Origin of the sequence: Streptosporangium sp. H16 (genome assembly GCF_051918855.1) — a bacterium.
Classification (GTDB): Bacteria; Actinomycetota; Actinomycetes; order Streptosporangiales; family Streptosporangiaceae; genus Streptosporangium.
In genome coordinates, this window is sequence record NZ_JBPXMD010000034.1 from 19,949 (window position 1) to 44,978 (window position 25,030).

Consider the following 25,030-nt stretch of genomic DNA (forward strand, 5'->3'; position numbering starts at 1 on the left):
GGGACCTGCTACGCCTCCGGCGCCCAGCAGCTGTTCGCCTGCATGTACGACGAGCAGTAGCCCATCGCCGACGAGGCGCCCGTCTCGATGGCGCCGTGGCCCTCCATCACGATCGAGTCGGCCGACAGGACGTCGATCGCCTCGACCTCCAGACCGGACAGGTCAAGGGGGAGCTTGTCCATGACGTTTCTCCTTCTCTTTCACTGATCGGTGTGTTGCGGACGTGCCTTCGGACCTCCTTCCTGCGGATCGGGGAACCGGAGGACCAGGTCTGGCCCCCGGGACCTGGGGACGCCGACGAGCAGGGACGACAGGCTCCGCGCCGGGCCCGTCAGGCCCAGTACGCGGTCCGTCGCCTCGCCGGCGCCGTCGGAGTGGATGCGGGAGGTGAGACCCAGCGCGGCGGCGGCCAGCGTCGCCCGCTGCAGCGACGCGCCGGTCTCCACGAGCTGGTCACGGTGGTCGCGCGCGGTGCCCGCCAGGGGGTCGCCCACGGGGACGATCACTGCGGCGGCCGTCTTCAGGGCCTCCCGGGTGTTCGCCACGAGGGGGGCCGTGCCCAGCTCCTCCAGCGGTGCGGCGCGGACCCGTCGGAGGTCGCCGTCGTAGCGGTAGGCGGCCCTCGGGAGGCCGTCGACGCGCAGGGCCAGCAGGTAGAGGTCCAGGCCGGGGCAGACGGCCAGGCCGGTTATCGCGATGATCTCCGTCAGCGGGACGGGCACCGGGCGGAAACCGTCGACGGGGGAGTGGCGTGCGCGCAGACCGTCGCGGAGGTCCACCACTTCGGCCGGAATCCGGATGCCCCGTGCCGGTTGGCTCGGACGCCTCGCCCGCGAGGTGGCGTCCGCGGCCCGGTGCAGGTCGCGGGCCGCGCCCGGAGGAAACGGCAGGGGGAGAGGCCGGGCCTCCCGCGGCAGGTCGCCGGAGTTCCGCGGGGCCTCGGCGGGCTCCGGCGGAAGGACCCGTTCGTACGGCTCCACGTGCAGGACGGCCAGAGGGGATTCGCGGGATTCGTCCAGACCGAGGAGGGCGTGGTCGGCGTCGCCGGGGGTGACGGTCAGGCCCAGGGTGGCGGCGACCACCTCCGCCTGGGTGCGCAGGACGCCGATCTCCTGGCAGATCAGGCGGTAGGCGTAGTCGCCGTACTTGAACATGGAACGCCAGAAGACCGCCGTCAGGCAGATCCGCGCCGGGCCGTGGTCACCCGTGCGCAGCACCTCCAGGACCTCGTGGACCGGGTCGTAGTGGAACAGCCCGTCCGGGCAGGCGACATAGGCCTCGATGGGGTACAGGCCGCCCCCGGAGGGCGCCGGACGGCCCGGAATCGCCATCGGGCCCGCGTCCGTGTGCCGCCAGATCACGCGGGTGATGCCGAGCATGCCCTGGAGCAGCGCGCCCAGCGGGTGCCGCGGTTCGGCCCATTCGGCCGACGGATAGCGTTTGTGCCGGAGCGGCGCCAGGTCCCACCGGATGTCGAGCGGCCCGCGATCCGCCATCGCCGCCACGTAACGTGCTGCCGCGTCCGTCATCGCGCGCCTCACGGGAACGGGTGCGGGTGGGGGCTGAGATCGCCCACCGCGAGGTCGCGGTCGAGGTAGCCGATCGCGCGGCCCCGCGTCAGCAGCCGGGGGAGGCCGTGCACCCGCCGGTGGTGGTGGCCGAACGTCATCGGCACCGCCCCCGGCACGATCACCTTCGCGCAGGCGAATCCGCCGGCCGCCGCCTCGGGCGAGGTGGTGTCGACGGCGATCACGTCCATGCCGCTGGCCAGGAACCGGGCCACCAGGTCACGCAGGTCGTCGGCCAGGTCGTCGTGGGCCGGCCACTCCGGCAGCTCACCGACCGTCAGCTCGGCGCCGCCCGACAGGAATTCCAGCCGCTCGTACGCCTTCGGGTGCCCGTACACCATCGGGTGGTGCTCCAGCAGGCGCACCTCGCCGGAGTCGGCCACCAGCCGGGCCGCCTCGCTCTCGTCATAACGGGCGACGTGGTTGGCGAGCATCGGGCCCAGCTCGTCCAGGGCCCGGCGCAGGGCCCGTTCGGGGTCGAGGTGGGCGGCGCCGCCGCACATCGCCTTCGGTCGGTCCGACCGCCCCGACCGGTCGACGGCGGTGACCCAGAAGACCGGCAATCCCTGTTCGAGGGTGACCACGTGGGCGTGGACGTCGTAGCCGAGCCGGTCGCCGATCCGCTGGGCGGTCATCGGGACGCGCCGGTCGCGCGCCGAACGCAGGTCGACTCGGGGGAGCGGGAGGCGGGCGTACCAGGTGGTCAGGAAGGCGTCCCGTTCGGCGACCTCCAGCAGGCCGTAGAGGATCGCCTCCGCGAGCGACCCGCCGAGGGCGCAGCCGTTGGAACACTCGTAGGCGAAGCCCCGGTCGGGCCGGGGGCCGAAGTAGGCGAACGTCTCCGGCACCAGCACCGGCCCGCCCCGCTGGAACGAGTGGCCCCAGACCCAGGCGGTCTCCCGCGCCGGGTCGAACCGGGTGAACCAGAAACCGGGCCGGTCGTACCAGTCGTCGGGATACAACCCCAGGCGGCGCGGGTCGAGCGCCTGGTCGGCGATGTCGTCGAACGCGGCCCTGACGGTGGTCCTGCGCCCGCGCGGCGAGAACCCGGCCAGCCGTTCGAGTGCCTCGGCGACGGCCGTCGCCTTCGCGGCGGGCACGTCCTCGCACCGCCCGAACCCGTGGTGGCTCTCGTGGGCGGCCCGCGCGGGGTTCAGCCGCGCCACGGCGACCGCGCCGTCCCGCGCGTCGGCGGCCACCGAGCGCACGACGCCCGTCTCCGGGTCGACGTAGCGGCGTTCCAGGTCGGCGAGGTCGAGGGTGGCGACCCGGAAACCCGACACCTTCGGCTGCGGCGTGAAGACGAACGGGCGCGGCCCGTCGGGCGGCCGGTCGCCACAGACCTCGCAGAACGGGTCGGGCAGGAACGGGTGGCGTTCCAGCGCGCCGGTCCGGACCGGCATCCGGAGCATCGCGCCGCTCGTCAGCGCGGCCGACGGGTCGGCCAGCAGGTTCTCGACCTCTTCGGCCACCAGTTCGCCGACCGTCCCGGCCACGAGGGAGGTGAGGAGGGCGGGGCGGTCACGCAGACGTACCTGGAAGTGCTCCCGGTTCCCGGCGCGCCGCCGTTCCACACAGGTGGGACAGCCCGGCCTGCCGGGGAAGGCGGTGGGGCCGATCACGACATGTCCTGCTTCGGTGTGCACGGGCAACCAGGGCACCTCGTAACGCCGCCGCCCGATGTCGTCGGCGTCGCTGGCGACCACGACGACCCCGGCGACCCCGGCGACCCCGCCCGGCCGCACCCGCGCCCTGATCGCCTCGAAGAGCCGCCCCGACCCCACCACGCCGGCGATCACGACGTCACCCGCGCCACGAACGCCGGCCCGTCGGCGGGCAACGAGACGGCGGTTCCGCCGATCGGATGCCCCTCGCTCGCCCACCGCACGGGCGGTTCGAGGCCGGTCTGCGCCCGCAGCAACACCCGCTCCAGCCCGTCGTGCAACCCGAGCGACACGATCGGCGGGCGGTCCGGCACCTCGAACCGCAACACCGCCGACCCCGGGATCTCCCGGACGACCGGCACCTCACCGGACGCCACGACCTGCCGCCAGAGCGGCCCGTCCTGCGGCACGGGTATCTCGCCCCCCGCCCCCACCAGCGCCGCCCCGGCTTCGAGCCGCTGCCGGTGGGCCGCGGAGACGGCGTCCTCCCAGGTCAGCCCCGCACCGACGAAACCGTCGCCGGAGTCCGCCGCGAACACCGCCAGCAGACACCGCAACCGCGCCGTGTCGTGATCCGCGCCCCACCCGACGACCTCGCGGTCACCGACCAGCGCCCGCACGACGGAGAGCGGCCCCTGCGGATAGGCACCCTCGTCGAGAACCGCGATCACCCCCATCCGGGGGTCCACCAGATCACGACAGAGCGCGAAAAACCGGTCCCGAGCGCCCGCTTCGCTCGAGGCATCGTGCCCGCCGAACCCCGCCGCACCCGGAAGCTCCGGGCTCTCACCGCCGGCGTCGCGGTCCCCGCCGCCCGCCGACGTTCGCGACGCGTGGGTGGCTCCGGACACCTCCGCCGGATCCCGGCGCAGCCCCGCGAAACGGTGGATCGTGCTCTCCAAGCTGCGCAGATCAACGCGTGTGAACGCGCGCCGCGCCTCCGTGAGCCCCGTCACCGCCGAGAAGACCCCCAGGGCCACCTGGGACGCCAGCACGCGGGGGACCGCGCCGCGCAACCAGTCGCCCCGCGTCCCCTCGCGGAGGGACAACCGCCCCCACCCGGTGGCCGCGTCGGTCTCCCCGGGCGGTCCCGCGGAGGTAAGCCAGGCCTCGTCGTCGCAGATCAGCACCTGCGCGAGCACCACGTCGGCGGGGCAGGCGAGCGCCCCGGCCAGTAGTTCCTCCCGGGAGGTGCTGACCTGCACCAGAACGTCCCCGCCCGAGGCCACCACCTCGCGCCAGCCCACCGACCGGAGGCACTTGACCAGCGCCGGGACCAGCACCCCGGTCCCCGTCACGCGCAGCGCCGAGTTCCGTACCCGGGCGAACCGCCCCGGGTGCCCGGCGAACGCGATCTCGGCCGCGTAGGTCTCCAGCTCCTCGGCGGACAACCCGTGAGCCGGAGCCCCGGTGTCGTCGACGACGAACCGCAGGTCGGCCAGCCGTCCGACCAGGCCGGTGACCAGGTCGCGCTGGGCCTCGGGCAGGCCCGAGGTCAGCTCGCCCAGGGTCAGGGCCCCGTCGAGGCGTGGAGCCAGCCGCTCCAGCAGGGCCAGCGCGTGGGGTCCGCGCAGTGTAGCCGCCCCGTGATCCCCGTGAACATGAACCCCCCCGGGGAACTCGACCCACCGCACGTCAGCGCGTAATCGGGGCCGAAACATCTCCACATTTAGTGGGAGCGCTCCCATGGGCTCAGAATACCGTCGACCGATTTACCCCGCAAGGCCTATGTTTCGGGCATGTGACGTCTCATCGACCCCGGACGATCAGCTTCAACTGCCGACGTGGTCTCTTCCGGTGAAACGCGGCCCGCTCATTCGTCTGAGGAAATGGCATATCCGGAATCGGCGCGCCCAGGAATCGACAAAGCGGCTCCCGGCCGCTCTCGCCCCCCGAACACGAGCAGCCTTTCCGCCGGAACGGCCGCCCGCACCTTCGGCCACGGTGGCGGCCGGCTCCAGGCCGGCCGGGTCGGGACGGCCAGGTCCGCCGGCCGGACCTCGACCCCTTCCGCCCATCCGGGAAGGTGCATCCCTTCCCGGCAGGTACACCAGGCGTGCGCCCTGCTCGACCACCACCGCCGGCGAGGCGATCCCTTACCACATGATCGACAGATGTAGTACTGGAAGCTTATGGGTTCCCGGAATGTCAGCCAGGCGGTGATTATCTTCAGGAACCTTCGTTGTTTGTCCGGCCTCGGTGAAGACGAGGGATGCTTAGTTTTTCGCGAAGAGGGACGGGGTGGGGCCGGGGACAGGCGCTGACGCCGATGTTCCTCCTTCACCGGAAGCATCTTCACCGACTATTTGCCTCCGGGTGGTCCTCGGTAGGAAACGACGCTCACCGATCGCCACCAGGGGTAGTCGAAATTTCGAATATAAAGGAGTGGTGCAGGTGTCGGTTCGCGGAATCCTCAAGCGTCTCGGCGTCGGGATCGGTCTCGCGGCACTCGTGCTGGGGATGCAGGGTCCGGCGTCAGCGTCGGCGTCCGCCGCCGGAGAGCTGCAGTGGTGCCGGGTCGCCGGAACTCATTGCACCTCGGCGGCGGTGCAGGCCCACGCGGAACACTGGATCTGGTACGAGATCATCACATCCCCGTTCTGCGGTGCCGACTTCACGGTTTATGACGCGGCAAACGGCGCAACCGTCGGGAAAGGATTTGTCGGCAGCGGGCACAAGCGCTCAGGCCGGATCTTCGGACTGTACGGCTTCTACAAGGTGAGGGTTTACAACACCTGCTTCGACACCTACGGCGGTATCGCAAACCGTTGACGGCCCGGCCGCGCTCGGCGGTCCCTGAGGCGTTTTCGCCGGGGAGCGAGCGGGGTACGCGGCCCGCTCCCCGCCGGGCATATGCGGACGCGGGGGGCGGGGAGCGAGCGGGTCGGATCCCGCGTATTTCACAACTCCGCCGTACAGAAAATGTCGCCATGAATGATGTGCGATATTCGATTTTTTCGAACGCCGGCCCGTGGGACATCGCCGATGATCCACGGAAAGGTATCCGGCAGGGCCCGGAGACGCGAAGAACAGGAAGAGGTGCGGTGATGCCCAAGCGGCTCAAGATGGCCAAAGCGGTGGTCGTGCTCGGTGTGGCGGCCATGACCGTCATGACGACCGGGGTGGCGCACGCGGCCACCAGCAGCATGAACGTCTATCACGCGGCGGGCAATGTGGCGGGCACGGTCTGGTTCAACTCCGGCACGTCGAACATGGCGAAAGGCCGGAACTCCTTCACGGTGAGAGACGGCCTCTGCGACGACGGCTGGACGGTGTACGCCCAGTACAAGAAGAGCTCGTGGAACAACCCTGTCGTGAGCTGGCGCTACACGGACGGGGTGTCGTGCAACGGAGGAACCAGAGAACTCAGCGTGTCCATCTCCGGTGACGTGAGCAGGCAGAAGTTCATCTGGCGCGGCTGCAAGCAGTCCGAGAGCAACCTCAAGGTCGAGTGCGAGGACTACATCAGCGACTATTTGGACTGACACGGTCTGAGCCCCCCGCCCGCCCACCTCGACCGAGCGTGGCGGCCTGGTTCGTCGTACGGATGGTCCCGGACGTCGGCGACCAGGCCGCCGCGCTCGTCTGGTTACGGCCGCGCGTACCGCCGGGCGTTGGGGCCGGTGACGTCCTGGTGACGTCAACGTGCCACCACCACGCTCAGCATGGAGGTCCACCAGGTGTGGAGCGCGCGCGACGCCCGCAGGCGCATACGCTCGCCCGACGCGGCCCGTCTGCTCGGGCGTGATGTCGCGTCCCGAAGACGTCCTGCGACCGTCCCCTCGGGGGCGGCAGGCCGTCCCGGCACCTACGGCCCCCGCGCCCACTGCCAGGGACCCATCCCGTTCGAACGGCTCGAGGTCCGGCCGCCGGCACGCACCTGTATCGACTGCCAACGACGGCACGAGGCCGCCTGACACCATGAAAGGGGGCGGAGCAGTCTGCCCCTCTTCGATCACCCGGAGCTGACCATGATCACATCGGAGTCTCCACGAGACCGGCGTGGTTCAGCGGGGGTGGACACGGGCAGCCAGATGCGCATGCCCGAGGGGCCTCGCCGGGCCCAGGAGTGGTAGGGCCGCAGCGAAACGTCGAACCATCCGGCGTCCCCGGCGGGGGCGGCCGGATGTGCGGGATGACGTACGGGATAGGGCCAGGACCGGTCCGGCTGGGCGGGCAGCAGGGCGCGGCCCCGGGCGCCGCCGGGCTCGGCGCGCAGGCCCGGCGAGGGGTCGATCACGAGGGCGTCGAGTCCGGCGGCGCCGGGGAGGTCGTGGGACTCGACACACAGGACCTCGGGGCCACGTTCGACGGCGACGCAGCCGCGTACGGCGTCGATGCGGGGGTCGGGCCAGGTGAAACGCGGCTCCATCGGCAGGTCGAGGACGATGACGTCGCCTGCGCGGAAGGTCCGTGTGATCTCGGCGGTGCCGGGGGCGACCTCCCGGGTACGGCCCTCGTCGGTCAGCGTGGCGCCGGCCGCCCAGGCGGGGACGCGCAGGGTGAGGGTCCAGGGGCCGGTGGTGTCGGCGGCGACGCGGACGCGGACGGTGCCGGTCTCGGGGTAGCCGGTCTCGACGTCCACGGCGACCTGCCGCCCGCCGGGCAGCTCGGCGCGGATCTCGCCGGGGGCGTACTGGTGGATCTGGAGGCCGTCGTCGTCGGTGGTGGCGAGATACCCCTGGAGGCCGGCCAGGGTACGGGCGACGTTGGTGGGGCAGCAGGAGACGTCGAACCAGGCGGCCCGTACGCCTGCCTCGGCGCGGGGGCTGACCTCGTCCGGGTCGGTGGGCCGGCCGGGGGTGCGCTGGTGGAGCGGGTTGGCGTAGAAGAACGCCCGGCCGTCCGGGCTCGGGGAGGCCGCGATGACGTTGTAGAGCGTGCGCTCGATGAGGTCGGAGTAGCGGACGTCGCCGGTGGCCAGGAAGAGGCGCCAGGACACCATGATGGAGGCGACTCCGGCGCAGGTCTCGCAGTAGGCGCGGTCCGGCGGCAGCTCCCAGTCCTCGCCGAAGCCCTCGTCCTGGTGGCGGGAGCCCATGCCTCCGGTGATGTAGGTGCGGCGGGCGACCGAGCGCTCCCACTGCCGCTCCACCGCGCGCAGCAGCTCGTCGTCGCCGCGCTCGACGGCCACGTCGACGGCGGCGGCGCTGAGGTAGAGGGCGCGTACGGCGTGGCCGCGCCAGACCTCGGCCTGGCGGATGGGGATGTCGTCCTGGAAGTAGGCGCGTCCCAGCGGGATGTCCTTGAGCGTGCCGTGGCCGCGGCGGTCGAGGAACAGGCGGGCCTGCTCGATGTAACGCTCGTCGCCCAGCGCCCGGCCGAACTCGGCCAGGCCCACCTCGATCTCCGGGTGGCCGCAGATCTTGGTCAGGCCGTCCGGGCCGAACGTGTGGCACACGTGGTCGGCGGCCCGGCGGGCGACCCGTACCAGGTCGTCCTCACCGGAGGTGCGCAGCCGGGCGACGGCGGCCTGCAGCAGGTGGCCGATGTTGTACAGCTCGTGGCCGTCTTCGAGGTCGCTGTAACGGGGCTGCTGGCCGCCGTGGCCGAAGCAGGTGTTGATATACCCGTCGGGGTCCTGGGCGCGGGCGACGCGCGCCGTGAGCCGCTCGATCGCGGCCTCCGCGTCCGGGTCGCCGGTGCGCCCCGCTTCCCAGGACAGGGCCTCCAGCAGCTTGTAGACCTCCGAGTCCGAAAACGGCCAGCCCGGCCGGCCGGGGCCGGTCGTACCGTCGGCGACACGATCGAAGTTGGCCAGCCAGCCGAGGCGCTCCATCCACGACTCGCAGTGGGCCAGCGTGGCCGTGGCGTTCACGGCCTGACGGGCACCCCAGAAGCCGCCGGTGATGGAGACCTGCGCGAGCCCGAGAGGGCGCATCCGGCCGTGGGAGGGCAGCACGGGACAGCCGCCCGTCGTGCCTTCGGTCATGTCGTTGAGCCTTTCTGGTCAGTCCTTGACCGCGCCCGCGGTGACCCCGGCGGCGATGTAGCGCTGCGCGAGGATCAGGAGGAAGGCCGCGGGAACGGACGCGATCACGGCGGTCGCCATGATCGAGTTCCATTGGGTGGTGTTGTTGCCGATGTAGCGGAAGATGCCGAGGGTGATCGGGATCGTGTCGCTGTTGCGGTTGAGGGTCGAGGCGAAGACGAAGTCCGACCACGCCCACAGGAACGTGAACAGCGAGACCGTGATCACCGAGTTGCGGCTCAGCGGCAGGACGATGGAGCGGAACGTGCGCCAGGTACTCGCCCCGTCTATCTGCGCCGCCGACAGCAGCTCATGGGGGATGCTCGCCATGAACGCCCGGAACAGAAGCACGGCGAACGGCACGGCCAGCGTCGAGTCGGCGAGGATCAGGCCGGCGACGGTGTTGAGCATCCCGAGCCTGAGGTAGATGGCGTAGAAGCCCATCGCCATGACGACCGCGGGGATCATCTGAGCGACCAGCAGCAGGAAGTCGATGGTCCGGCCGCCACGAGGCCGCAGCTTGGCCAGCGCGTACCCGGCGGGCAGGGCCACGACCAGCGTGAGCGCGACCGTGCCCAGGCCGATGAGCAGGCTGGTGGCCAGGGCGGGCAGCTGCTGGCCGAGCGCGGCGGAGTAGCCCTCGAACGTGGGATCCCAGGGGAACCAGTGGGGCGGGTCCGCCCGCATGTCGCTCGTCTTGGTCAGCGAGACGTTGAACATCCAGTAGACCGGGAAAAGCATCAGCGCCACCAGGACGACGCCTACCACGGTCTGCCACGAGCGCTTCATCGGCGTTCCTCCCTGCGCTGCAGGCGCACGTGCACGAGCCCGGCGGCGAAGGCGATGAGGATGAGCAGGTTGCCGACCGCCGCCGCCGGGGAGAAGTCGGGCTGACCGGTGCCGAACGCCTCGCGGTAGGACCAGACGGCCAGCGTCGTGGAGGCGTCCGCCGGGCCGCCCCTGGTCATGATCCAGATGATGTCGACGACCTTGAGCGTGTAGATCAGGCCGAGCAGAAGGGTGATCGCCGACACCGAGCGCAGCAGGGGGAAGGTGATGCGCCGGAACCGCTGCCAGGCGTTGGCGCCGTCCAGCCCGGCGGCCTCGTACAGCTCGGCCGGGATGTTCTGCAGCCCGGCGTAGAGGATGACCAGGTTGAACGGGATTCCCAGCCAGATGTTGGCGACGGTGACCGCCAGCAGCGAGGTGTCCGGGGAGGTCAGCCAGTTGATCTGGCCGATCCCGAATGCCTGCAGGGCCGCGTTGACGATGCCGTTGTCGCTGTTGAGCATCCACGACCAGGTCGAGGCCGAGACGATCAGCGGCAGCAGCCACGGCACGAGGAACATCGCGCGCAGCACGGCCGACAGGCGGAATCTGCGGTGGAAGAAGACCGCCAGGGCCAGGCCGAGGACGTACTGGGCGGCGATCGACGCCAGCGTGAACAGGGCGGTGTTGCCCAGGGCGCGCAGGAAGGCGTCGTCGGAGACGATGGCCAGGTAGTTGTCCAGTCCGGTGAACTCCGGATCGCCCTGGATGAAGGCGCGCGGCGTGTAGTCGTGCACGCTGAGGTCGATGTTGCGGTACAGCGGATAGGCGTAGAAGAGCAGCAGGTAGACGATCAGCGGCGCGAGGAAGGCCAGGGCCGTCCACCGGCTCGTCCACCGGCGCCGGGGCGCCGGCCGGGCCTGCCGGCCGGCACGCACCGTGCCCGTTCGGGGTGTCGCCATGATCAGTTACCGGTCGCCTGCTTGGCCTGGGCCTGGGCGTCCTTGAGCGCGTCGGCGGGACTGGCCGAGCCGCTCAGGGCCTTCTGCACGCCGGTCCACAGGGCCTCGGAGATCTTCGGGTACTTGGTGCCGAGGTTGTCGCTGGTACGGCCCTTGGCGCTGCGGACGGCCTCCACCCACGGTTTGAGGTTCGGCTCCTTGTCGAGGATCGCCTCCTGTCCGCCGGTGGTGGAGGGGATGTAGTACGCGAAGGTGGTGCCGGTCTCCACCAGGCCCTCCGGCGTCGTCATGCACTCAAGGATCTTCTTGGTGGCGTCGTAGCGCTTGGTGTCCTTCTGGATCGGCACCGTGAGGAACTCGCCACCGGTCGGCGTGGGCGCGGCACCACCGTTTTTGGCGGGGATCTGCACGATGCCGGTGGGGAAGTTCGCCTTGGCGGCGCTGTCGATCTGCCAGGTGCCGTTCTCGGCGAAGGCGAAGTCGCCGGTCAGGAACTCCTCCCAGGTGGTGTTCTGGGAGTTGTTGATGACGGAGTTGGGCGCGAGACCGTCCTTGAGCCAGGAGTTCCACAACTTCAGCGCTTCGACGGCCTGCGGCGAGTCGAGCTGGGTGAGCTGCGCGCCGGCGCCCCAGAACCAGGGCAGGAACTGGAAGGAGCCCTCCTCGGTGCCGATCCCGGCGAAGGTGATGGGCTTCTTGCCGACCGCCTTGACCTTCTTCAGCGCCGCGGTGAGCGAGTCCCAGTCCTTGATCGACTCGGGGTTCACACCGGCGTCTTCGAGGATCTTCTTGTTGTAGTAGAGCGCCAGTGTGTTGGCGCCGATGGGGACGCCGTACGCCTTGCCGTCCAGTTCGCCGGCGGCGATGAGATTCTTGTCGAAGCGCGCGGTGTCGAGCCCGAAGTCCGACATCGTGGCGAGCATGCCCGCGTCCGCCAGGGTGGAGACGACGGGGTTGTCGAGGAGGATGACGTCGGGTGCGTTGCCCTCCTGCCCGGCCAGCAGAGCCTGGTTGGTCAGGGCGGTGGTGTCGTAGGCGGTGCGTTTGATGGTGACGCCGGCCTGCTGCCCGCAGGTGTTCACCCGCTTGGCCCACGCGGAGTTCGCGTCGTGCTGCGGGTAGGGGTCCCACCAGGTGTAGGCGCTGTCCGCGGCGTCTTCCACGGGACTGCCCGGCTGCGGGGCGGAGGCGCAGGCGGTCAGGACGGACAGGGCCAGAAAGGCGGTTCCGAAGACCGCCACCCTGGTGGGAAGCGAGGTACGGGTCATCTGAATTCTCCTGTGTTAGCGCTCACATCGAGCGCTCTCGTCGGTGATGGGCGGTCGTCCGCGCGACTAGCGCGGACGGGGGGGTGCGGTGCTCTTCAGGGACACCAGCTCTGGGGAGATGAAGCGCACGACGAACGGCTCGTTGCGCGCCGCCGGGGATTCCACGCGGCGCACGAGCTGTCGCACCGCCATGGAACCGAGGCGGTCGGGTGCGCTCTCGATGAAGGAATAGGGCAGGGAGAAGGTCGCGGCGAACTCGGCCGAGTAGCGCCCGATGACCGACAGGTCTTCGGGCACACGCAGCCCGCGCTGGTAGGTGACAGAAGGCAGCGCGGCCGCGACCGCCTCGTTGTTGATCAGCAGGCCCGTCGCGGAGGGGTGAGCGTCGAGCACCCCGTTGAGCAGGCGCCCGACGGCGGGCTGGCGCGACTCGCCGTACACGGCGTGCAGGGTGACGCCGAGAAGCCGGGCCCGTTCGAGCGCGGCGTCGCGCAGCCGCCACACGTACGCGCCGCCGCGCTCGACCACGTGGTCGGGTTGCGAGATGAGGACCAGCTCGCGGTGGCCGAGCCGGTGCAGGTGGTCCACCATGACCCGGCCGGCCTCCTCGAAGTCGAGGTCGAACACGTCGAGCCCGGAGCAGTCGCCCGGCAGGCCGACCAGGGCGCCCGGCTGCGGAGCGGCCCGCAGGATGGGCAGTCTCGGGTCCTCCTGTGCGATGTTCATGAGCACGACGCCGTCCACCATCCGCGAGTCGGTGATGCGCCGCAGCGCCCGCGCCCCGTCGGCCTCGGTGACCAGCAGCGTGTCATAGCCCAGGTCGCGTGCCGTGTCGGTGACGCCCAGGATGTACTGGAGCATCGCGGGCGCGAACTCGTCTTCGTGGAACTGCGCGAGCAGGCCGAGAACCATGGTCTCGGAGGTGGCCAGCGCCCGGGCGCCCGCGTTCGGCGTGTACGCCAGCGCTTCGGCCGCCGCCAGAACGCGCCGGCGGACCTCATCTGAGATGGGCCGCTTGCCCGACAACGCGTATGACGCCGTGCTCCGGCTCACCCCTGCCTCCCGGGCCACGTCTCCGATCGTCGACACTCTCAGCTCCAATCATCGAACCGGTTCGACACATTGCCGTGAATTTTTGTATAGCTGCTTTCAGGGGGACACGTTGAACAGCCTCTATTCGGCCGCGGCTCGACGCCGTCGCGGAATGGTGTCCTGGAAGAAGAGGCGAACCGGTTCAACGAAGTTGCTCGACTTTGGCCCGAGCGGGAGGTGCGTGTCAAGACGGAAAGTTGCCGGCGATACCGAATCGTAACCTGCCGGAAAAGTGGCGTTGACGGGACGCGCGCGGCTACGTGACCTACTCGGAACTCACATCGCGGTGCGGGTTGACCCCGAAGCGTTGCCTGCGTTCACATGTATGAAGCGGGACCGGCGCCGCCCTCTCCCGCCCCCGAGGTGGCCGGGCGTCGACGCTCCTTGCCGTCCGCGATTCGCCGTGCCCTTTACCGATCGCTTCAGGATGAGCTCCTGGGACGACGGACTGCTGGTCGGCGTCCCGCCCATCTCCCGCCACATCATCGGCTGGATACGGTTTTCGCCCTGCCGCACCGCCTGGGTCCGGCACCATCGGACCCCGACGGCGACGAGCTGCGCATGCTGACCGGCAAGTCCGCCGCGGCCGCGCCCGGCCTGGTGTTCTACGACGCCTGGGCCACCGCCGGAACCGACCCGGCCGGCGGGCACACCTGGGCCGGGGCCAACCCGTGGGCGGCCCCGGCGCTGTGGCCGGACCTCAGGATCGACCACGTGCTGTCGGCCTGGCCGCGCCGGGGCGGCGCGGGCCATCCGGTGCGCTGCGAGGTGATCGGTGACGAGCCCGTCGGCGGCGTGGTGCCGTCCGACCACTACGGCGTCCTGGCGGATCTGCGCTACTGACGCGGGCGCCGGGCCTCCGCCTCTTCGGGTCGCCGACGCCCTGGCGACGCCTCTGCCCTCCGGGCGGGGGGCCGTCGCTTCAGCGGTGTTGCCGTTTCCAGGAGCGGACGGCCAGGCCGGCCGCGGCGAGAAGCAGGAAGACCAGCAGGATGTCCAGGGGGTTCACCATGCGGGCCTCCCTGCCCCGCGGTCGAGGGACTATCCGTCCCGGCGCGCAGATATCCGCCCACGGCGAGGAACGCCGTCCGGATCCGGCCGGCCGGGGTCGGGCGGCCCTTCGGGTCGGCGCACGGCTCCCATCGGGTGGAGCCCGTCCCTTCGAGCGGGTGACGCGAGGATGGCCGACGTGACAGGCAAGTCAGTGCTTGCCTCTTGATAGGCAAGTCTTCACTTGCCTATGCTTGGGGTGTGGCGGAGGACGTCTTCAAGGCGCTGTCCGATCCCACCCGCCGGCGCATCCTCGATGAGCTGGTGGACCGGGACGGCCAGACCCTGTTCGAGATTTGCGCGCGGCTGGTGGCCAAGCACGGCCTGGGGCTGTCCCGCCAGGCGGTCAGTCAGCATCTGGCCGTCCTGGAATCCGCGGGTTTAGTCCGTTCGCGGCGCCAGGGCCGCTACAAGTTCCACGATCTGAACACCGAACCGCTTGAGCACATCGTGACCCGGTGGCTCAGGCCAGAAAAACCAGAGGGCACCCCATGAAGATCCACCTGTCCAGCGTCTTCGTCGATGATCAGGACAAGGCCCTGCGCTTCTACACCGACGTGCTGGGATTCGTGAAGAAGACCGAGGTCCCGCTGGGCGAGCACCGGTGGCTGACCGTCGTCTCGCCGGACGACCCCGACGGGACCGAGCTGCTGCTTGAGCCCGACGAGCATCCGGCGGTGAAGCCGTACAAGACGGCGCTGGTGGAGGACGGCATTCCGGCCACCGCCTTCGCCGTGGACGACGTGCATGCGGAGTTCGACCGGCTGCGCGGGCTCGGGGTGCACTTCACCCAGGAGCCGCTGGAGATGGGGCCGGTCACCACCGCGGTCCTGGACGACACCTGCGGCAACCTGATCCAGATCGTGCACCACAAGTAGGACCTGCCTCCGCGGCCGCCTTGCTGGCGCTCGGCGTCGACGCCGTCCGGCGGGAGCCGCGGTCCGGCCGGGCCGAGCCGGGGGAGACGCATCTTGTTCGTGCTCGAACCGAGTGGGTCCGCCGGTGCTCTCGGCCGGATTCGAACCGGCGCCCGCCGCCTCGAAAGGCGTGTGTCCTCGGCCACTGGACGACGAGAGCGGTGCAGGGGGACGGAGTCGAACCGCCACAGCCGAAGCGTCCGGGTTACAACCGGGTGAGCTCACCATGTGCTCAGCCCCTGCGTGTCGAGATGAGGCTACCGAGGGAGCCCCGGCGGTCTCACCTCGTTTTCGCGCGCGGGCCCGGTCCCGGAAGGCGGGCCTCGTCCGCGCCGCCCATGAGATTTGTCATCGGCCGGCGAGGAGGGACGCACCCGAGCCGGTGAGGACCGGCACTACTGCACGGCCGGGCGGCGCCGGAGGCTGGGATCATGACGATGCCCGATCGACTCTCCCCGATGCTCCGGCGCCGACCGGCCGATGCGGCACCCCGGCCGGCCGATGCGGCTCCACGACAGGCCGGCTCGCCCCGGCGAGGAGTCGCGACGCTCTGCCGCGCCGCGCTGGGGGTGGCGCTCGTGGCCGGTCCCGCGTTCGCCGGCCCCGGTGTCAGCCGCCCCGCACTCGCTGGAACGACGCCACTCGCTGGAACGACGTCGGCCGAGGTCGGCTCCGGCCTCGGTGCCGGCCAGGTGGCGCCCGTCCGGCTCACGCTGCCGGAACCCACCGGCCCGCTGCGGGTCGGGACCGTGTCGCTCCACCTGGTCGACCGTTCACGGCCCGACCCGTGGGTGCCCGCCACGCCGTCCCGGGAGCTCATGGTCCAGCTGTGGTATCCGGCGCGGAAGGCGGCGGCGTATCCCCGGGCGCCATGGCTCACGCCCCGGCTGGCAGAGGCCGTCCTGGCGGGTGTTCCGGCCGGAACCGTACGCCTGCCGGTCACGCACGGGCGAGTGGGGGCGCCGGTGTATCGAGGGCGAGGGCCGCTGCCGGTGGTGCTCTTCTCGCACGGCTTCGGCGCCGACCGTGCCTCCAGCACCGCCCTGGTGGAGGATCTCGCCAGCCACGGTTACGTGGTCGCCGCCATCGACCACACCCACGATGCCGGAGCGGTGGAGTTCCCGGACGGGCGGGTGAGGATCCACGCGGCGAGCTCACCGCCACCGAACTTCGACGACCCCGATGATCCCGTCGCCACCAAGGCGGTGGCCGCTCGCCTCGCCGACACCCGTTTCGTCATGGGCCGGTTGACCGCGCTCAATCGCGGACGTGCCGTCGACGCCGAGCGCCGGTCTGTGCCCAAGGGGATGCGCGGTGTGCTTGATCTGTCCCGTATCGGGATGTTCGGGCATTCGCTGGGTGGTGCCACCGCCGCCGCGACCATGCATGCGGACTCGCGGGTCAGGGCCGGCGTCAACCTGGACGGCGCGATGTTCGGGCCGGTTCTGCGGGAAGGGCTGGACCGGCCGTTCCTGCAGGTCGGCAGCTCGGAGCACGGCCGGGGCAACGACCCGAGCTGGGCGGCGCTGTGGGCCCGCCTGCGAGGCTGGCGGCTGGAGCTACGGCTGGACGGTGCGGGCCACACCTCGTTCACCGACCTTCAGGTGCTGCTCCGGCAGCATTCGCTGGGACTGCCGCCGGATCAGGTCACCGGGATGATCGGCGAGATCGACGGCCCTCGTTCGGTGCTCATCCAGCGCGTCCACCTCCGCGCGTTCTTCGACCGCCATCTGCTGGGACGGCCGGGCGCGTTGCTCGCCGGGCCGTCCACGCGCTGGCCGGAGATGCGGTTCGTGCCATAGCGGGCCGTAGGAGCGTCCCGCGAGAACGGGTGCGATCATGACGGGGTGGGTGGGATGGGAAGCGGGCTCACGGACCGGTCGCGGCGGTGGCGGCGGCGTGGTCAGGCGGAACGCTGGGACCTGTGGACCCGCGTCTCGCTCTCCGGGGCGTATGTCCTCGAACCGCTGTGGGCCGCCGTCATGATCGGTCCAGCGGTGGGGCCGGTCGCACGGTGGGTGATGACGGCCGGTATCGCCCTGCACGCCGTCACCTGCGCGCTGCTCGTCCACGCGGGCCTGGACCACTATCTGGGGCGTCGGTCCCGGCCGGTGCGGCTGATCGCTCTGGCCACCGGGCTCACGGTCGTGGGCGTGGTGGCCGGGGCCGTGGCCTACCCCGACGCGCAGCCCGGTCACCCCGACGGCCCGGCATCTGGCCTGGTGGTCGTCCTCGCGACCGCGTTCGTCGTCGCCGTGTCATCGGCGGTGCCGCTCCCCGTCACCGCCGGCGTGCTGGCGGCGGCCGTGGCGACGAAGCTCGCGGTGTCCCGGGCGGAGGGTGCTCCCATGCCGATCGCCGTCCCGGCCGCGATCGGCCTGGGCAGCCTCGTGCTCGCCTGGCTGCTCACCTACCGCGTCTCGATGTGGGGACTGAAGGGCGTCTGGGAACTGGATCACTCCAGGAAGGCGCACGCTCGGCTGGCGGTGGCCGAGGAGCGGCTGCGCTTCGCCCGCGATCTGCACGACGTGATCGGCCGCAACCTGTCGGTGGTGGCCCTCAAGAGTGAGCTCGCGGCGCGGTTGGTCGAGCGTGGCCGGTCCGGGGCGGTGGACGAGATGCGCGAGGTGAGCAGGATCGCGCATGAATCGCTGGCCGAGATGCGTGCGGTGGTACGCGGATACCGTACCGCCGACCTGGACACGGAACTGGCCGGTGCCAGGTCGGTGCTCGCCTCGGCCGGGGTGCGCTGCCAGGTGGTCGGCGACGGGCGCGGCCTGTCCGCCGAGGTGCAGAGCACGCTCGGCTGGGTGGTGCGAGAGGGGACGACGAACGTGCTGCGGCACAGCGAGGCGCGGACGTGCACGGTTTCCCTGCACCGGTCGACGAGCGGCGGCACCGATCGGCTTACGCTGAGCATGGAGAACGACGGAGTGACGGGCCCGGAGTCTCCCGATGGCCGGCGGCCGATCGGTAACGGTTTCCCCGGCGTGGCGGAACGTCTCGCGGCGCTCGGCGGGAGTGTCGTCACCACGCGGGAGCCGCCCGACCGGTTCCGTCTCACCGCCGAGCTTCCCTTGCCCATGGCCACTCAGGAGGAGACCCGGTGACCGCTGTGGTGCCGCCGCACACGGAGACCGGGCGGTTCCCGGGCCGGTGGAAGGACGTCCGGTGAGCGGCGCGCCGATCCGGATCCTGCTCGCCGAGGACGAGCACCTCATCCGGGGTGCCCTGGTGGCGCTGCTCGCCCTCGAAGAGGATCTGAGCGTGGTGGCCCAGGCGGCCACCGGCGCCGACACGCTCGCCATGGCCCGCGTCTTCCGGCCGGACGTGGCGATGCTCGACCTGCAGCTGCCCGATCTGGACGGCGTGACCGTGGCCCGCATGATCCATGAGGAGGTGCCGGGGTGCCACACCATGATCGTTACAAGCCATGGCCGCCCCGGGCACCTGAAGCGGGCGCTTTCCGCCGGCGTGCGGGGTTTCCTGCCGAAGACCGTCTCCGCCGCCGTGCTGGTCGACGTCGTGCGCACGATTCACGGCGGGGGCCGCTACGTCGATCCGCAGCTCGCCGCCGAGGCGATCGGCGCGGGCGACAGCCCGCTCACTCCACGCGAGGCCGACGTGCTGGAACTGGCCGCCGAGGGAGCGCCGGTGGACGAGATAGCCCGCAGGGCGGCGCTGTCGCCCGGTACCGTACGAAACTACCTTTCCTCCGCGGCCGGGAAGATCGGTGCCGCGAACCGTCACGAGGCCGCGCGCATCGCCCGCCAGTACGGCTGGATCTGAGCACGGCCTCTGGCTCTCGGGGCGGCCGCCGGCGTGGTGGGGCTCCCCGCGATCAGAAGCCCGCGACCGAACCGGGCCGCGCGGCCGGGACTCAGGAGCTCGTGCAGCGGTAGCCGGACGGCGTCTGGACGTCGCCGTTCGGACGGCTCGCATGGAAGCCGAAGGCGGTGCTCTGGCCGGGACCGAGCGCGCCGTTGTGCCCGGAGCTCCTCGCCGTGACGGTCTGCCCGATGACGGACAGCGCGACGTTCCACGAGCCGGTGACGGCGTGGCCGGTCGGCAGCGTGAAGGTCACCGTCCAGCCGTTGATCGCGGACGTGCCGGTGTTGGTGACCGTGGCCGGCTGGACCACGTACCCGTTTCCCCACTGCGTCTGGACGGTCGCCGTCACCGAGCACCCGCCGGGACCCCCGCCGCCCGGGGTGGTGGTGACCGTCGCCGTGTTCGACACCGGTGAGAGGTTGCCCGCCGCGTCGCGAGCCCGGACCTGGTAGCGGTACGTGGTGTTCGCGGTGAGCCCGGTCTCGGCGAACGAGGTGGTGGCCGAGGTCCCCACCTGGGTGAAGGCGCCGCCGGACGCGCCCGGCGCGCGCAGGACGTCGTAGCCGCTCACGCCCACGTCGTCGGTGGAGGCGGTCCAGGTCAGGGTGGTGCCGGTGGAGGTCGTCCCCGAGGCGGCGAGGCCGGCCGGTGCGGTCGGCGGGGTGGTGTCGCCTCCGGTGGTGGCCGGCGGGACGCGGACGATGCGGTCGTCCTGCGCCACCGGGGTGCCGCGGCCGTCCCGGTTGCTGGTCGCCACCCAGAGCCAGCCGTCCGGCCCGACCGCGACCGTGCGGAGCCGCCCGTAGGCGGACTGGAACTCGGCCAGCGGCGTGCCGGGCGTGCCGGCGCCGGTCAGCGGCACCGCCCAGAGCCGCTGGCCGCGCAGCGCGGCGACGAAGAGCGTGTTGTTGGCCCAGGCCAGCCCGCTCGGCGACGCCTCGGCGGTGGTCCACGTGACGATCGGGTTGCGGAAGGAGGGGTTGGTGCAGGTGCCCTCGCACGTCGGCCAGCCGTAGTTGGCTCCCGCGACGATCTGGTTGATCTCGTCCCGGGTGTTCTGCCCCAGTTCGGCGGCGTACATCCTGCCCTGGGAGTCCCAGGTCAGGCCCTGGACGTTGCGGTGGCCGTAGGTCCAGACGCGGGAGCCCGCGATCGGATTGTCCGCGGGCACGCCGCCGGTGGGCGTCATGCGCAGGATCTTCCCGGCGAGGCTGTTGAGGTTCTGCGCGTTGGCGGTGTTGCCGGCGTCGCCGGTCGCCACGTAGAGCATGCCGTCCGGCCCGAAGGCGATGCGGCCGCCGTCGTGGAAGGTGCTGCTCGGCACCCCGGAGAAGACCACCGTCTGCGTCTGGGGCGCGGTCAGTTGCAGCCTGACCAGGCGGTTGTCCCCGGCGGTGCTGGTGAAGTACGCGTACACCCAGCCGTCCTGGGCGTAGGCGGGCGACACGGCGATGCCGAGCAGGCCGCTCTCACCCGAGGCGCTCACCCCGCTGACGGTGGCGACCGCGGTGGGCGTCTGGCCCGGCCGCACCCGCAGGATGCGTCCGGTGTTGCGTTCGGACACCAGCGCGCTGCCGTCCGGCAGGAACGCCAGGCCCCAGGGCACCTGAAGGCCGGTGACGGAGACCTGCGCCCGGGAGAAGTCGAAGCCGCCCACCACCTGGGCGCGGGCCTCGGGAGCGGTGACGAACAGCGCGAGCAGCGCCAGAATCAGGGCCGGGACGACGCGGGCGCGCATGATGGGCTCCTTGGGACTCCATGGCCGGACCACTGTGCGGGTGCCAGCACCGTAGGCACGCGGGTCGTGGAACCTCAAACACCGCGGTCGGCCCGCCCTGACGATCTGGGAGGACGGCCCCGCGACGATGAAAATTTCATGGACGCGGCGAAAGTTGCGGATCGACGGATGCTCGGCTCCTCGGGGACAGGCGCGACAGGGGGTCGCGCTTCCTCGGCGGCGGGCCGGTTCCGCGAGATCGCCGGGGGAGGACGGGGGCGCCCGCGCGTCAGCGGCGGACGGCGTCGGAAGTGTCCTCCTCGAGCAGGAAGCCGCCGGACTGGTGGTGCCACAGGCGGGCGTACGGCCCCTGGGCCCGCAGGAGTTCGTGGTGATCGCCCTGTTCCACGATGCGGCCCTGGTCGAGCACCACCAGGCGGTCCATGCGGACGACGGTGCTCAGCCGGTGCGCGACCACGAGGGCGGTACGGTCACGCATCAGGCCCCACAGGGCCTCCTGGACGAGGGTCTCGCTTTCGGAGTCCAGTGCGCTCGTGGCCTCGTCCAGCAGCAGGATCGGCGCGTCGCGCAGGATGGCGCGGGCGAGGGCGACGCGCTGCCGCTGGCCGCCGGAGAGCTTGACGCCGCGCTCCCCGACGAGCGTGTCGAAGCCGTCCGGCAGAGCCTCGGCGAACTCCGTGACGTGCGCCGCCCGCGCGACCCGGTGGATCTCGGCGTCGGTGGCGCCCGGCCGGGCGAAGGCGATGTTGTCGCGCAACGACCGGTGGAACAGGGCGGGCTCCTGGGGGACGTAGGCGATCAGGCTGCGCAGGTCGGCCTGGCGGAGCCTGGCGATGTCCTGGCCGCCGATCAGGATCCGGCCGCCGTCGATGTCCATGAGGCGCAGCAGCAGCCGGGTGAGGGTGCTCTTGCCGCCGCCGGACCGGCCGACCAGGCCCAGCTTGGTGCCGGTGGGGATGTGCAGGTCCAAGCCGTCGAACAGGGGCGGAGCGCCGGCGTGCGCGAACGTCACCCGCTCGAACCGGACGCCGGCGTCGGCGGGGCGCAGCGGTTGCGGGTCGTCCGGGTCGGCCACTCCCGGCGGCGTGAGGAGAAGCTCGGTGAACTGGGCGGACTCGGTGAGCACGCTCTCCATGCGACGGTAGATCTGGTTGAACTCGAACATGATGCCGATCGAGGTCGAGTAGTAGCTGAACGTCACCACGATCGCCTCCACGCCCAGGCCGCCGCGGAGGGTGACGGCGAGCAGCAGGCCGACGGTGCTGGTGAGGATCGACAGCGGTGCGATGACGGTGTCCACCCGGAGGTTGCCGTAGTCCCAGGAGTGGAGTGTCAGCCTGCGCTGCTCGGCGACCCGGGCCCGGTGCTGCGCGGCCTCGCGGCCCTCGGCGGCGAACGCGCGGACCGTCTCCATGTTGGCCAGCACGTCGGCGACGTGCCCGGACACCCGTACCTTGGCGGCCTCACGCCGGTTCACCAGCCTCTGGCGGCGGCGGATGAGCGGGGCGACGAGGAGGACGGTGACGATGATGAGACCAAGGAGGACGACGACCAGCAGCGGGTGATACCGCCACAGCACCACCGAGGCGAACGCCAGTGGCACCACCTTGGCGATGATCGAGAACGTGAGCGTGTCCACGAAGCTCTCGAACCCGCCGGAGAAGCTCAGCACCCGTTTGGTCAGCGAGCCGGCGAAGTTGTCGTGAAAGAACGCGGCGTCCTTGGCCAGCAACTCGTCCATGCCCTTCACGCCGAGATGCTCGATGCCCCGGGCATCCGTACGGTTCAGGAAATGTATGCCTGCCCGCCACAGGATCTCGCCTGCGAGCAGCACCGCCCCGAAGCCGAGCACGTACGGAACGAGCACGGCGATGGTGGCGTCCCCGCCGTCGGCCAGCCGCCCCACGATCGCGCCCACCGCCAGCGGCGCGATATAGAACAGGCAGGTGTTTCCCAACGCCGGCAGGATCAGCGCGGGCGCGGCGACCCGCCACTGGCTCAGCAGCTCCCTGTTGTAATACCGCAGCGCCAGCAGAACGGCCGACCTGCGGGCGGGCGGTTTGTCTTCGGGGGAATCGAGTAATTCCGGCACGGCCATCCGCCCCTCTGAGCACCTATGGCTATGGCCATGGTGGCGCAGAGCGGGCGGGGCAGGCGAACGATTTTCTTGGGAGCGGGATGGGGCGAGGTGCGCGTTTCCTGTCATATTGCTTTACGCGTACCTGGTGACGCGCTCCTCAACGACAGGTCAGGGTCTCGAGGTGAGGCGGGCGCGGCGCCCTCGTGAAGCGGGAGGCGGAGCACGAAACGCGCGCCGCGGGGGCTGTCCTCGATCCGCAGGGTGCCTCCGCTCGTCTCGGCGATCTGCCGGGCGATCGGCAGGCCCAGCCCGGTGCCTCCGGCGTCTTTGTTGCGGGCGGTGTCCAGCCGGGTGAACCGCTGGAACACCGACTCGCGCTTGTCCGGATCGATGCCCGGCCCGTCGTCGATCACTTCCAGCACCGCGGTGCCGTGCGGAAAGCGCCGGTCGTCGCACTCGTCGCCCGGCGCACGCCGCACCTTGATGATGATCTTGCTGTCGGCGTGCCGGTCGGCGTTGTCGATGAGGTTGGTGAGGAGGCGGCCCATCCGCAACCGGTCGCCGATCACCACCACGCCGGGCTCAAGGGAGAATTCACAGCTGTTTCTCATGTGGCGGCGCATCCGGCACTCCGCGGCGACGAGTTCGGCCAGGTCGATCTCCTCGCGGGCGCACGGACTCCCCGCGTCCAGCCGCGCGATGGTCAGCAGGTCGTGCACGATCGCCTGAAGGCGCTCCATGCTGCCCAGAACGGTGCGCCCGAGCTTGGTCACGCTGGTCTCCTGAGGCGCGCGCAGGGCGTCCTCCACCTCGGCGCGGATGGCGGCGATGGGGCTGCGCAGGTCATGGGAGGCGTCCGAGGCGAACTGGCGCTGCTGTTCCACCGCGTTCTGCAGGCGGCTCAGCGTGTGGTTGATGCTGACGGCCAGATCATGGATCTCGTCATCGCTGGACGGTACGGGTGCCCGGCGGCTGAGGGAGGTCTCGTTGATCTCGTCGAGTTCCGCCCGGATGGCGGTCACCGGCTTGAGGGACTCGGCGGCGATCCGGCGGCCGAGGTAGGTGATGGCTGCGGTGAGCACCACCGCGGCCCCGCCGACAAGCCCGGCCAGCCGCGGATCGACCCACAAGGGGACCACGGGGGTGGCGCAGTAGACGATCCAGTTCCCGCCCTCCCGATAGGCCCACTGGGCGACCACGATCTCGCATTGGCCGGGAGGAAAGACCCCGCCGCACACGACGGATTCGGCGGTGGCCCTGTTACCGGGGGTGAATGTCGCCATGCGCGGCTTGCCCTGCATCTTCGGGGTCGAGACGACGACCCGGTTCTGTGAGTCGACGACCTGGATGTGGCGGAACGGGTTTCGCGCAAGGGGATAGGCCACCTTGCCCCGCTCCACCTGCATGGCCACCCGGCCGCTATCCGCGACGATCTCCGCGGTGAGGGCCTCCGTGCTGAAACGGTGAATGGCGATCATGAGAACTGTGGCCACCAGTGTGCACAGCAGGGCCGCCGTTGCGGCGGTGAACAGGGTGATACGCGTTATAAGTGAAACGCGGTGTCTGACGCTCATGTTTCAATCCCCCAGACGGGGAGCACCTGATGGAGGGGTCCTCAGCGTCGCGGGTCTTGACGGGCCCGGGCTGTTTCGCGAGCGCTCGTCAGGCCGAGACCGAGGCCGGTACCGGCGCGGTCGCGCCCGCGGGCGGCATCCGGCCGGCTGAGACGTCCGAAGCGGAGGGACGGTCGTGAGAGGTCGGCATCGGGAGTACAGCGTCATCACCTCTGTCCACGGCAAGACCGGCATGTTGCCCAGGTAAATCGGCATCCTTGGTAAGCGCCAATAAGTGGCGTCTTAAGTCGATTATCTGAAGAAATGGGAAAGTCGCGACAACGGGGAGTGCGGTTTGGTGCAAAACCTCAAATGGATCTCCCTGTGGCCTACCGTCCCCAGGCGGTCCGATTACTCCCCCAAAATGGACCGGGCCGGGGACGTCGGCCGGACTACCGCGATAGCCCGGTCGTCCGACGGGCGCGACGCCGTACTGGCGGACGGTGTCCGGCGAGTTCCGGGCCGCGCGACCTCGGTGATTTCGGCGACTTCGCCGGGGGCCGCGCCG

General features: G+C 70.9%; 22 protein-coding genes and 2 tRNA genes. 9 read left to right on the plus strand and 15 right to left on the minus strand.

Annotation, left to right across the window (positions count from 1 at the left end):
• Window positions 1-8 precede the first annotated feature (8 nt).
• From ACTOQ2_RS36200 to ACTOQ2_RS36220, 5 genes are all read right to left on the minus strand, one after another.
• Entirely contained in the window at window positions 9-182 is a 174-nt protein-coding gene (locus ACTOQ2_RS36200; RefSeq protein WP_156046007.1) for a hypothetical protein, read from the minus strand.
• Window positions 183-200: 18 nt separating this feature from the next.
• The gene (locus ACTOQ2_RS36205; RefSeq protein ID WP_440105351.1) at window positions 201-1,496 is read right to left on the minus strand and encodes a hypothetical protein; all 1,296 of its coding nucleotides are present in this window, start codon (window positions 1,494-1,496) and stop codon (window positions 201-203) included.
• 41 nt (window positions 1,497-1,537) lie between these two features.
• On the minus strand, window positions 1,538-3,367 hold the full coding sequence (locus ACTOQ2_RS36210; protein WP_440105353.1) for a TOMM precursor leader peptide-binding protein: 1,830 nt from the start codon (window positions 3,365-3,367) through the stop codon (window positions 1,538-1,540).
• Window positions 3,364-4,866: a hypothetical protein gene (locus tag ACTOQ2_RS36215; protein WP_440105355.1), complete on the minus strand. Its 1,503-nt coding sequence runs from the start codon at window positions 4,864-4,866 to the stop codon at window positions 3,364-3,366. Before ACTOQ2_RS36215 ends, ACTOQ2_RS36210 begins: the two co-directional genes overlap by 4 nt.
• Window positions 4,867-4,981: 115 nt before the next feature.
• A complete protein-coding gene (locus ACTOQ2_RS36220) occupies window positions 4,982-5,335 on the minus strand; it encodes a sulfotransferase (RefSeq protein WP_440105357.1) in 354 nt (117 codons plus the stop codon).
• A gap of 282 nt (window positions 5,336-5,617) precedes the next feature.
• On the opposite strand from ACTOQ2_RS36220, the gene ACTOQ2_RS36225 reads away from it, so the two are divergent.
• From ACTOQ2_RS36225 to ACTOQ2_RS36235, 3 genes are all read left to right on the plus strand, one after another.
• Window positions 5,618-6,004 (plus strand): hypothetical protein, encoded by a 387-nt coding sequence (locus ACTOQ2_RS36225; protein WP_440105359.1) that lies wholly within the window; start codon window positions 5,618-5,620, stop codon window positions 6,002-6,004.
• Window positions 6,005-6,279: 275 nt separating this feature from the next.
• A complete protein-coding gene (locus tag ACTOQ2_RS36230) occupies window positions 6,280-6,717 on the plus strand; it encodes a hypothetical protein (protein ID WP_440105361.1) in 438 nt (145 codons plus the stop codon).
• A gap of 180 nt (window positions 6,718-6,897) precedes the next feature.
• Window positions 6,898-7,149 (plus strand): TraR/DksA family transcriptional regulator, encoded by a 252-nt coding sequence (locus ACTOQ2_RS36235; protein ID WP_440105363.1) that lies wholly within the window; start codon window positions 6,898-6,900, stop codon window positions 7,147-7,149.
• A 38-nt stretch (window positions 7,150-7,187) separates the two neighbouring features.
• Here ACTOQ2_RS36235 and ACTOQ2_RS36240 read toward each other — a convergent pair whose 3' ends face one another.
• From ACTOQ2_RS36240 to ACTOQ2_RS36260, 5 genes are all read right to left on the minus strand, one after another.
• A complete protein-coding gene (locus tag ACTOQ2_RS36240; RefSeq protein ID WP_440105365.1) occupies window positions 7,188-9,164 on the minus strand; it encodes a glycoside hydrolase family 127 protein in 1,977 nt (658 codons plus the stop codon).
• Between the two features lie 18 nt (window positions 9,165-9,182).
• Complete coding sequence (locus tag ACTOQ2_RS36245) at window positions 9,183-9,992, minus strand: carbohydrate ABC transporter permease (RefSeq protein ID WP_440105367.1); 810 nt, start codon at window positions 9,990-9,992, stop codon at window positions 9,183-9,185.
• Entirely contained in the window at window positions 9,989-10,933 is a 945-nt protein-coding gene (locus ACTOQ2_RS36250; protein ID WP_440105369.1) for a carbohydrate ABC transporter permease, read from the minus strand. Before ACTOQ2_RS36250 ends, ACTOQ2_RS36245 begins: the two co-directional genes overlap by 4 nt.
• Before the next feature lie 2 nt (window positions 10,934-10,935).
• Window positions 10,936-12,201, minus strand: a complete 1,266-nt coding sequence (locus tag ACTOQ2_RS36255) for a sugar ABC transporter substrate-binding protein (RefSeq protein ID WP_440105371.1) — start codon at window positions 12,199-12,201, stop codon at window positions 10,936-10,938.
• 66 nt (window positions 12,202-12,267) lie between these two features.
• Window positions 12,268-13,290, minus strand: coding sequence for a LacI family DNA-binding transcriptional regulator (locus tag ACTOQ2_RS36260; RefSeq protein ID WP_362675839.1), 1,023 nt, complete (start codon window positions 13,288-13,290; stop codon window positions 12,268-12,270).
• Between the two features lie 564 nt (window positions 13,291-13,854).
• Between ACTOQ2_RS36260 and ACTOQ2_RS36265 the strand changes: the two genes are divergently transcribed.
• The 3 genes from ACTOQ2_RS36265 to ACTOQ2_RS36275 all read left to right on the plus strand — a co-directional run bounded on the left by ACTOQ2_RS36265 (window position 13,855) and on the right by ACTOQ2_RS36275 (window position 15,221).
• Window positions 13,855-14,136 carry a hypothetical protein gene (locus tag ACTOQ2_RS36265; protein WP_440105374.1) on the plus strand — a complete coding sequence of 94 codons (282 nt, stop codon included), beginning with the start codon at window positions 13,855-13,857 and terminating at the stop codon, window positions 14,134-14,136.
• A 408-nt stretch (window positions 14,137-14,544) separates the two neighbouring features.
• Window positions 14,545-14,838, plus strand: a complete 294-nt coding sequence (locus ACTOQ2_RS36270; RefSeq protein WP_362844530.1) for an ArsR/SmtB family transcription factor — start codon at window positions 14,545-14,547, stop codon at window positions 14,836-14,838.
• Entirely contained in the window at window positions 14,835-15,221 is a 387-nt protein-coding gene (locus tag ACTOQ2_RS36275; RefSeq protein ID WP_440105376.1) for a VOC family protein, read from the plus strand. The genes ACTOQ2_RS36270 and ACTOQ2_RS36275 overlap by 4 nt, the downstream gene beginning before the upstream one ends.
• 125 nt (window positions 15,222-15,346) lie before the next feature.
• On the opposite strand, the gene ACTOQ2_RS36280 is transcribed toward ACTOQ2_RS36275, so the two are convergent.
• Both ACTOQ2_RS36280 and ACTOQ2_RS36285 read right to left on the minus strand, forming a co-directional pair.
• A tRNA-Glu gene (locus tag ACTOQ2_RS36280) sits at window positions 15,347-15,420 on the minus strand.
• Between the two features lie 2 nt (window positions 15,421-15,422).
• Window positions 15,423-15,503 (minus strand) — tRNA-Tyr (locus tag ACTOQ2_RS36285).
• A 188-nt stretch (window positions 15,504-15,691) separates the two neighbouring features.
• Between ACTOQ2_RS36285 and ACTOQ2_RS36290 the strand changes: the two genes are divergently transcribed.
• From ACTOQ2_RS36290 to ACTOQ2_RS36300, 3 genes are all read left to right on the plus strand, one after another.
• Window positions 15,692-17,062, plus strand: a complete 1,371-nt coding sequence (locus tag ACTOQ2_RS36290; protein WP_440105378.1) for an alpha/beta hydrolase family protein — start codon at window positions 15,692-15,694, stop codon at window positions 17,060-17,062.
• Between the two features lie 54 nt (window positions 17,063-17,116).
• Entirely contained in the window at window positions 17,117-18,370 is a 1,254-nt protein-coding gene (locus ACTOQ2_RS36295; protein WP_440105380.1) for a sensor histidine kinase, read from the plus strand.
• A gap of 61 nt (window positions 18,371-18,431) precedes the next feature.
• Complete coding sequence (locus tag ACTOQ2_RS36300; RefSeq protein WP_440086337.1) at window positions 18,432-19,049, plus strand: response regulator; 618 nt, start codon at window positions 18,432-18,434, stop codon at window positions 19,047-19,049.
• Between the two features lie 91 nt (window positions 19,050-19,140).
• On the opposite strand, the gene ACTOQ2_RS36305 is transcribed toward ACTOQ2_RS36300, so the two are convergent.
• The 3 genes from ACTOQ2_RS36305 to ACTOQ2_RS36315 all read right to left on the minus strand — a co-directional run bounded on the left by ACTOQ2_RS36305 (window position 19,141) and on the right by ACTOQ2_RS36315 (window position 24,483).
• Entirely contained in the window at window positions 19,141-20,829 is a 1,689-nt protein-coding gene (locus tag ACTOQ2_RS36305; RefSeq protein WP_440105382.1) for a PQQ-dependent sugar dehydrogenase, read from the minus strand.
• 268 nt (window positions 20,830-21,097) lie between these two features.
• The gene (locus ACTOQ2_RS36310) at window positions 21,098-22,921 is read right to left on the minus strand and encodes an ABC transporter ATP-binding protein (protein ID WP_440105384.1); all 1,824 of its coding nucleotides are present in this window, start codon (window positions 22,919-22,921) and stop codon (window positions 21,098-21,100) included.
• Window positions 22,922-23,031: 110 nt separating this feature from the next.
• Entirely contained in the window at window positions 23,032-24,483 is a 1,452-nt protein-coding gene (locus ACTOQ2_RS36315; protein ID WP_440105386.1) for a sensor histidine kinase, read from the minus strand.
• Between the last annotated feature and the right edge of the window lie 547 nt (window positions 24,484-25,030).

Coding starts and splice junctions, on each gene's coding strand:
- ACTOQ2_RS36200 (WP_156046007.1), bottom strand. CDS start 182: ATGGACAAGCTCCCCCTTGACCTGTCCGGTCTGGAGGTCGAGGCGATC.
- ACTOQ2_RS36205 (WP_440105351.1), bottom strand. CDS start 1,496: ATGGCGGATCGCGGGCCGCTCGACATCCGGTGGGACCTGGCGCCGCTC.
- ACTOQ2_RS36230 (WP_440105361.1), top strand. CDS start 6,280: ATGCCCAAGCGGCTCAAGATGGCCAAAGCGGTGGTCGTGCTCGGTGTG.
- ACTOQ2_RS36235 (WP_440105363.1), top strand. CDS start 6,898: ATGGAGGTCCACCAGGTGTGGAGCGCGCGCGACGCCCGCAGGCGCATA.
- ACTOQ2_RS36240 (WP_440105365.1), bottom strand. CDS start 9,164: ATGACCGAAGGCACGACGGGCGGCTGTCCCGTGCTGCCCTCCCACGGC.
- ACTOQ2_RS36245 (WP_440105367.1), bottom strand. CDS start 9,992: ATGAAGCGCTCGTGGCAGACCGTGGTAGGCGTCGTCCTGGTGGCGCTG.
- ACTOQ2_RS36250 (WP_440105369.1), bottom strand. CDS start 10,933: ATGGCGACACCCCGAACGGGCACGGTGCGTGCCGGCCGGCAGGCCCGG.
- ACTOQ2_RS36255 (WP_440105371.1), bottom strand. CDS start 12,201: ATGACCCGTACCTCGCTTCCCACCAGGGTGGCGGTCTTCGGAACCGCC.
- ACTOQ2_RS36265 (WP_440105374.1), top strand. CDS start 13,855: ATGCTGACCGGCAAGTCCGCCGCGGCCGCGCCCGGCCTGGTGTTCTAC.
- ACTOQ2_RS36275 (WP_440105376.1), top strand. CDS start 14,835: ATGAAGATCCACCTGTCCAGCGTCTTCGTCGATGATCAGGACAAGGCC.
- ACTOQ2_RS36290 (WP_440105378.1), top strand. CDS start 15,692: ATGACGATGCCCGATCGACTCTCCCCGATGCTCCGGCGCCGACCGGCC.
- ACTOQ2_RS36295 (WP_440105380.1), top strand. CDS start 17,117: ATGGGAAGCGGGCTCACGGACCGGTCGCGGCGGTGGCGGCGGCGTGGT.
- ACTOQ2_RS36305 (WP_440105382.1), bottom strand. CDS start 20,829: ATGCGCGCCCGCGTCGTCCCGGCCCTGATTCTGGCGCTGCTCGCGCTG.
- ACTOQ2_RS36315 (WP_440105386.1), bottom strand. CDS start 24,483: ATGAGCGTCAGACACCGCGTTTCACTTATAACGCGTATCACCCTGTTC.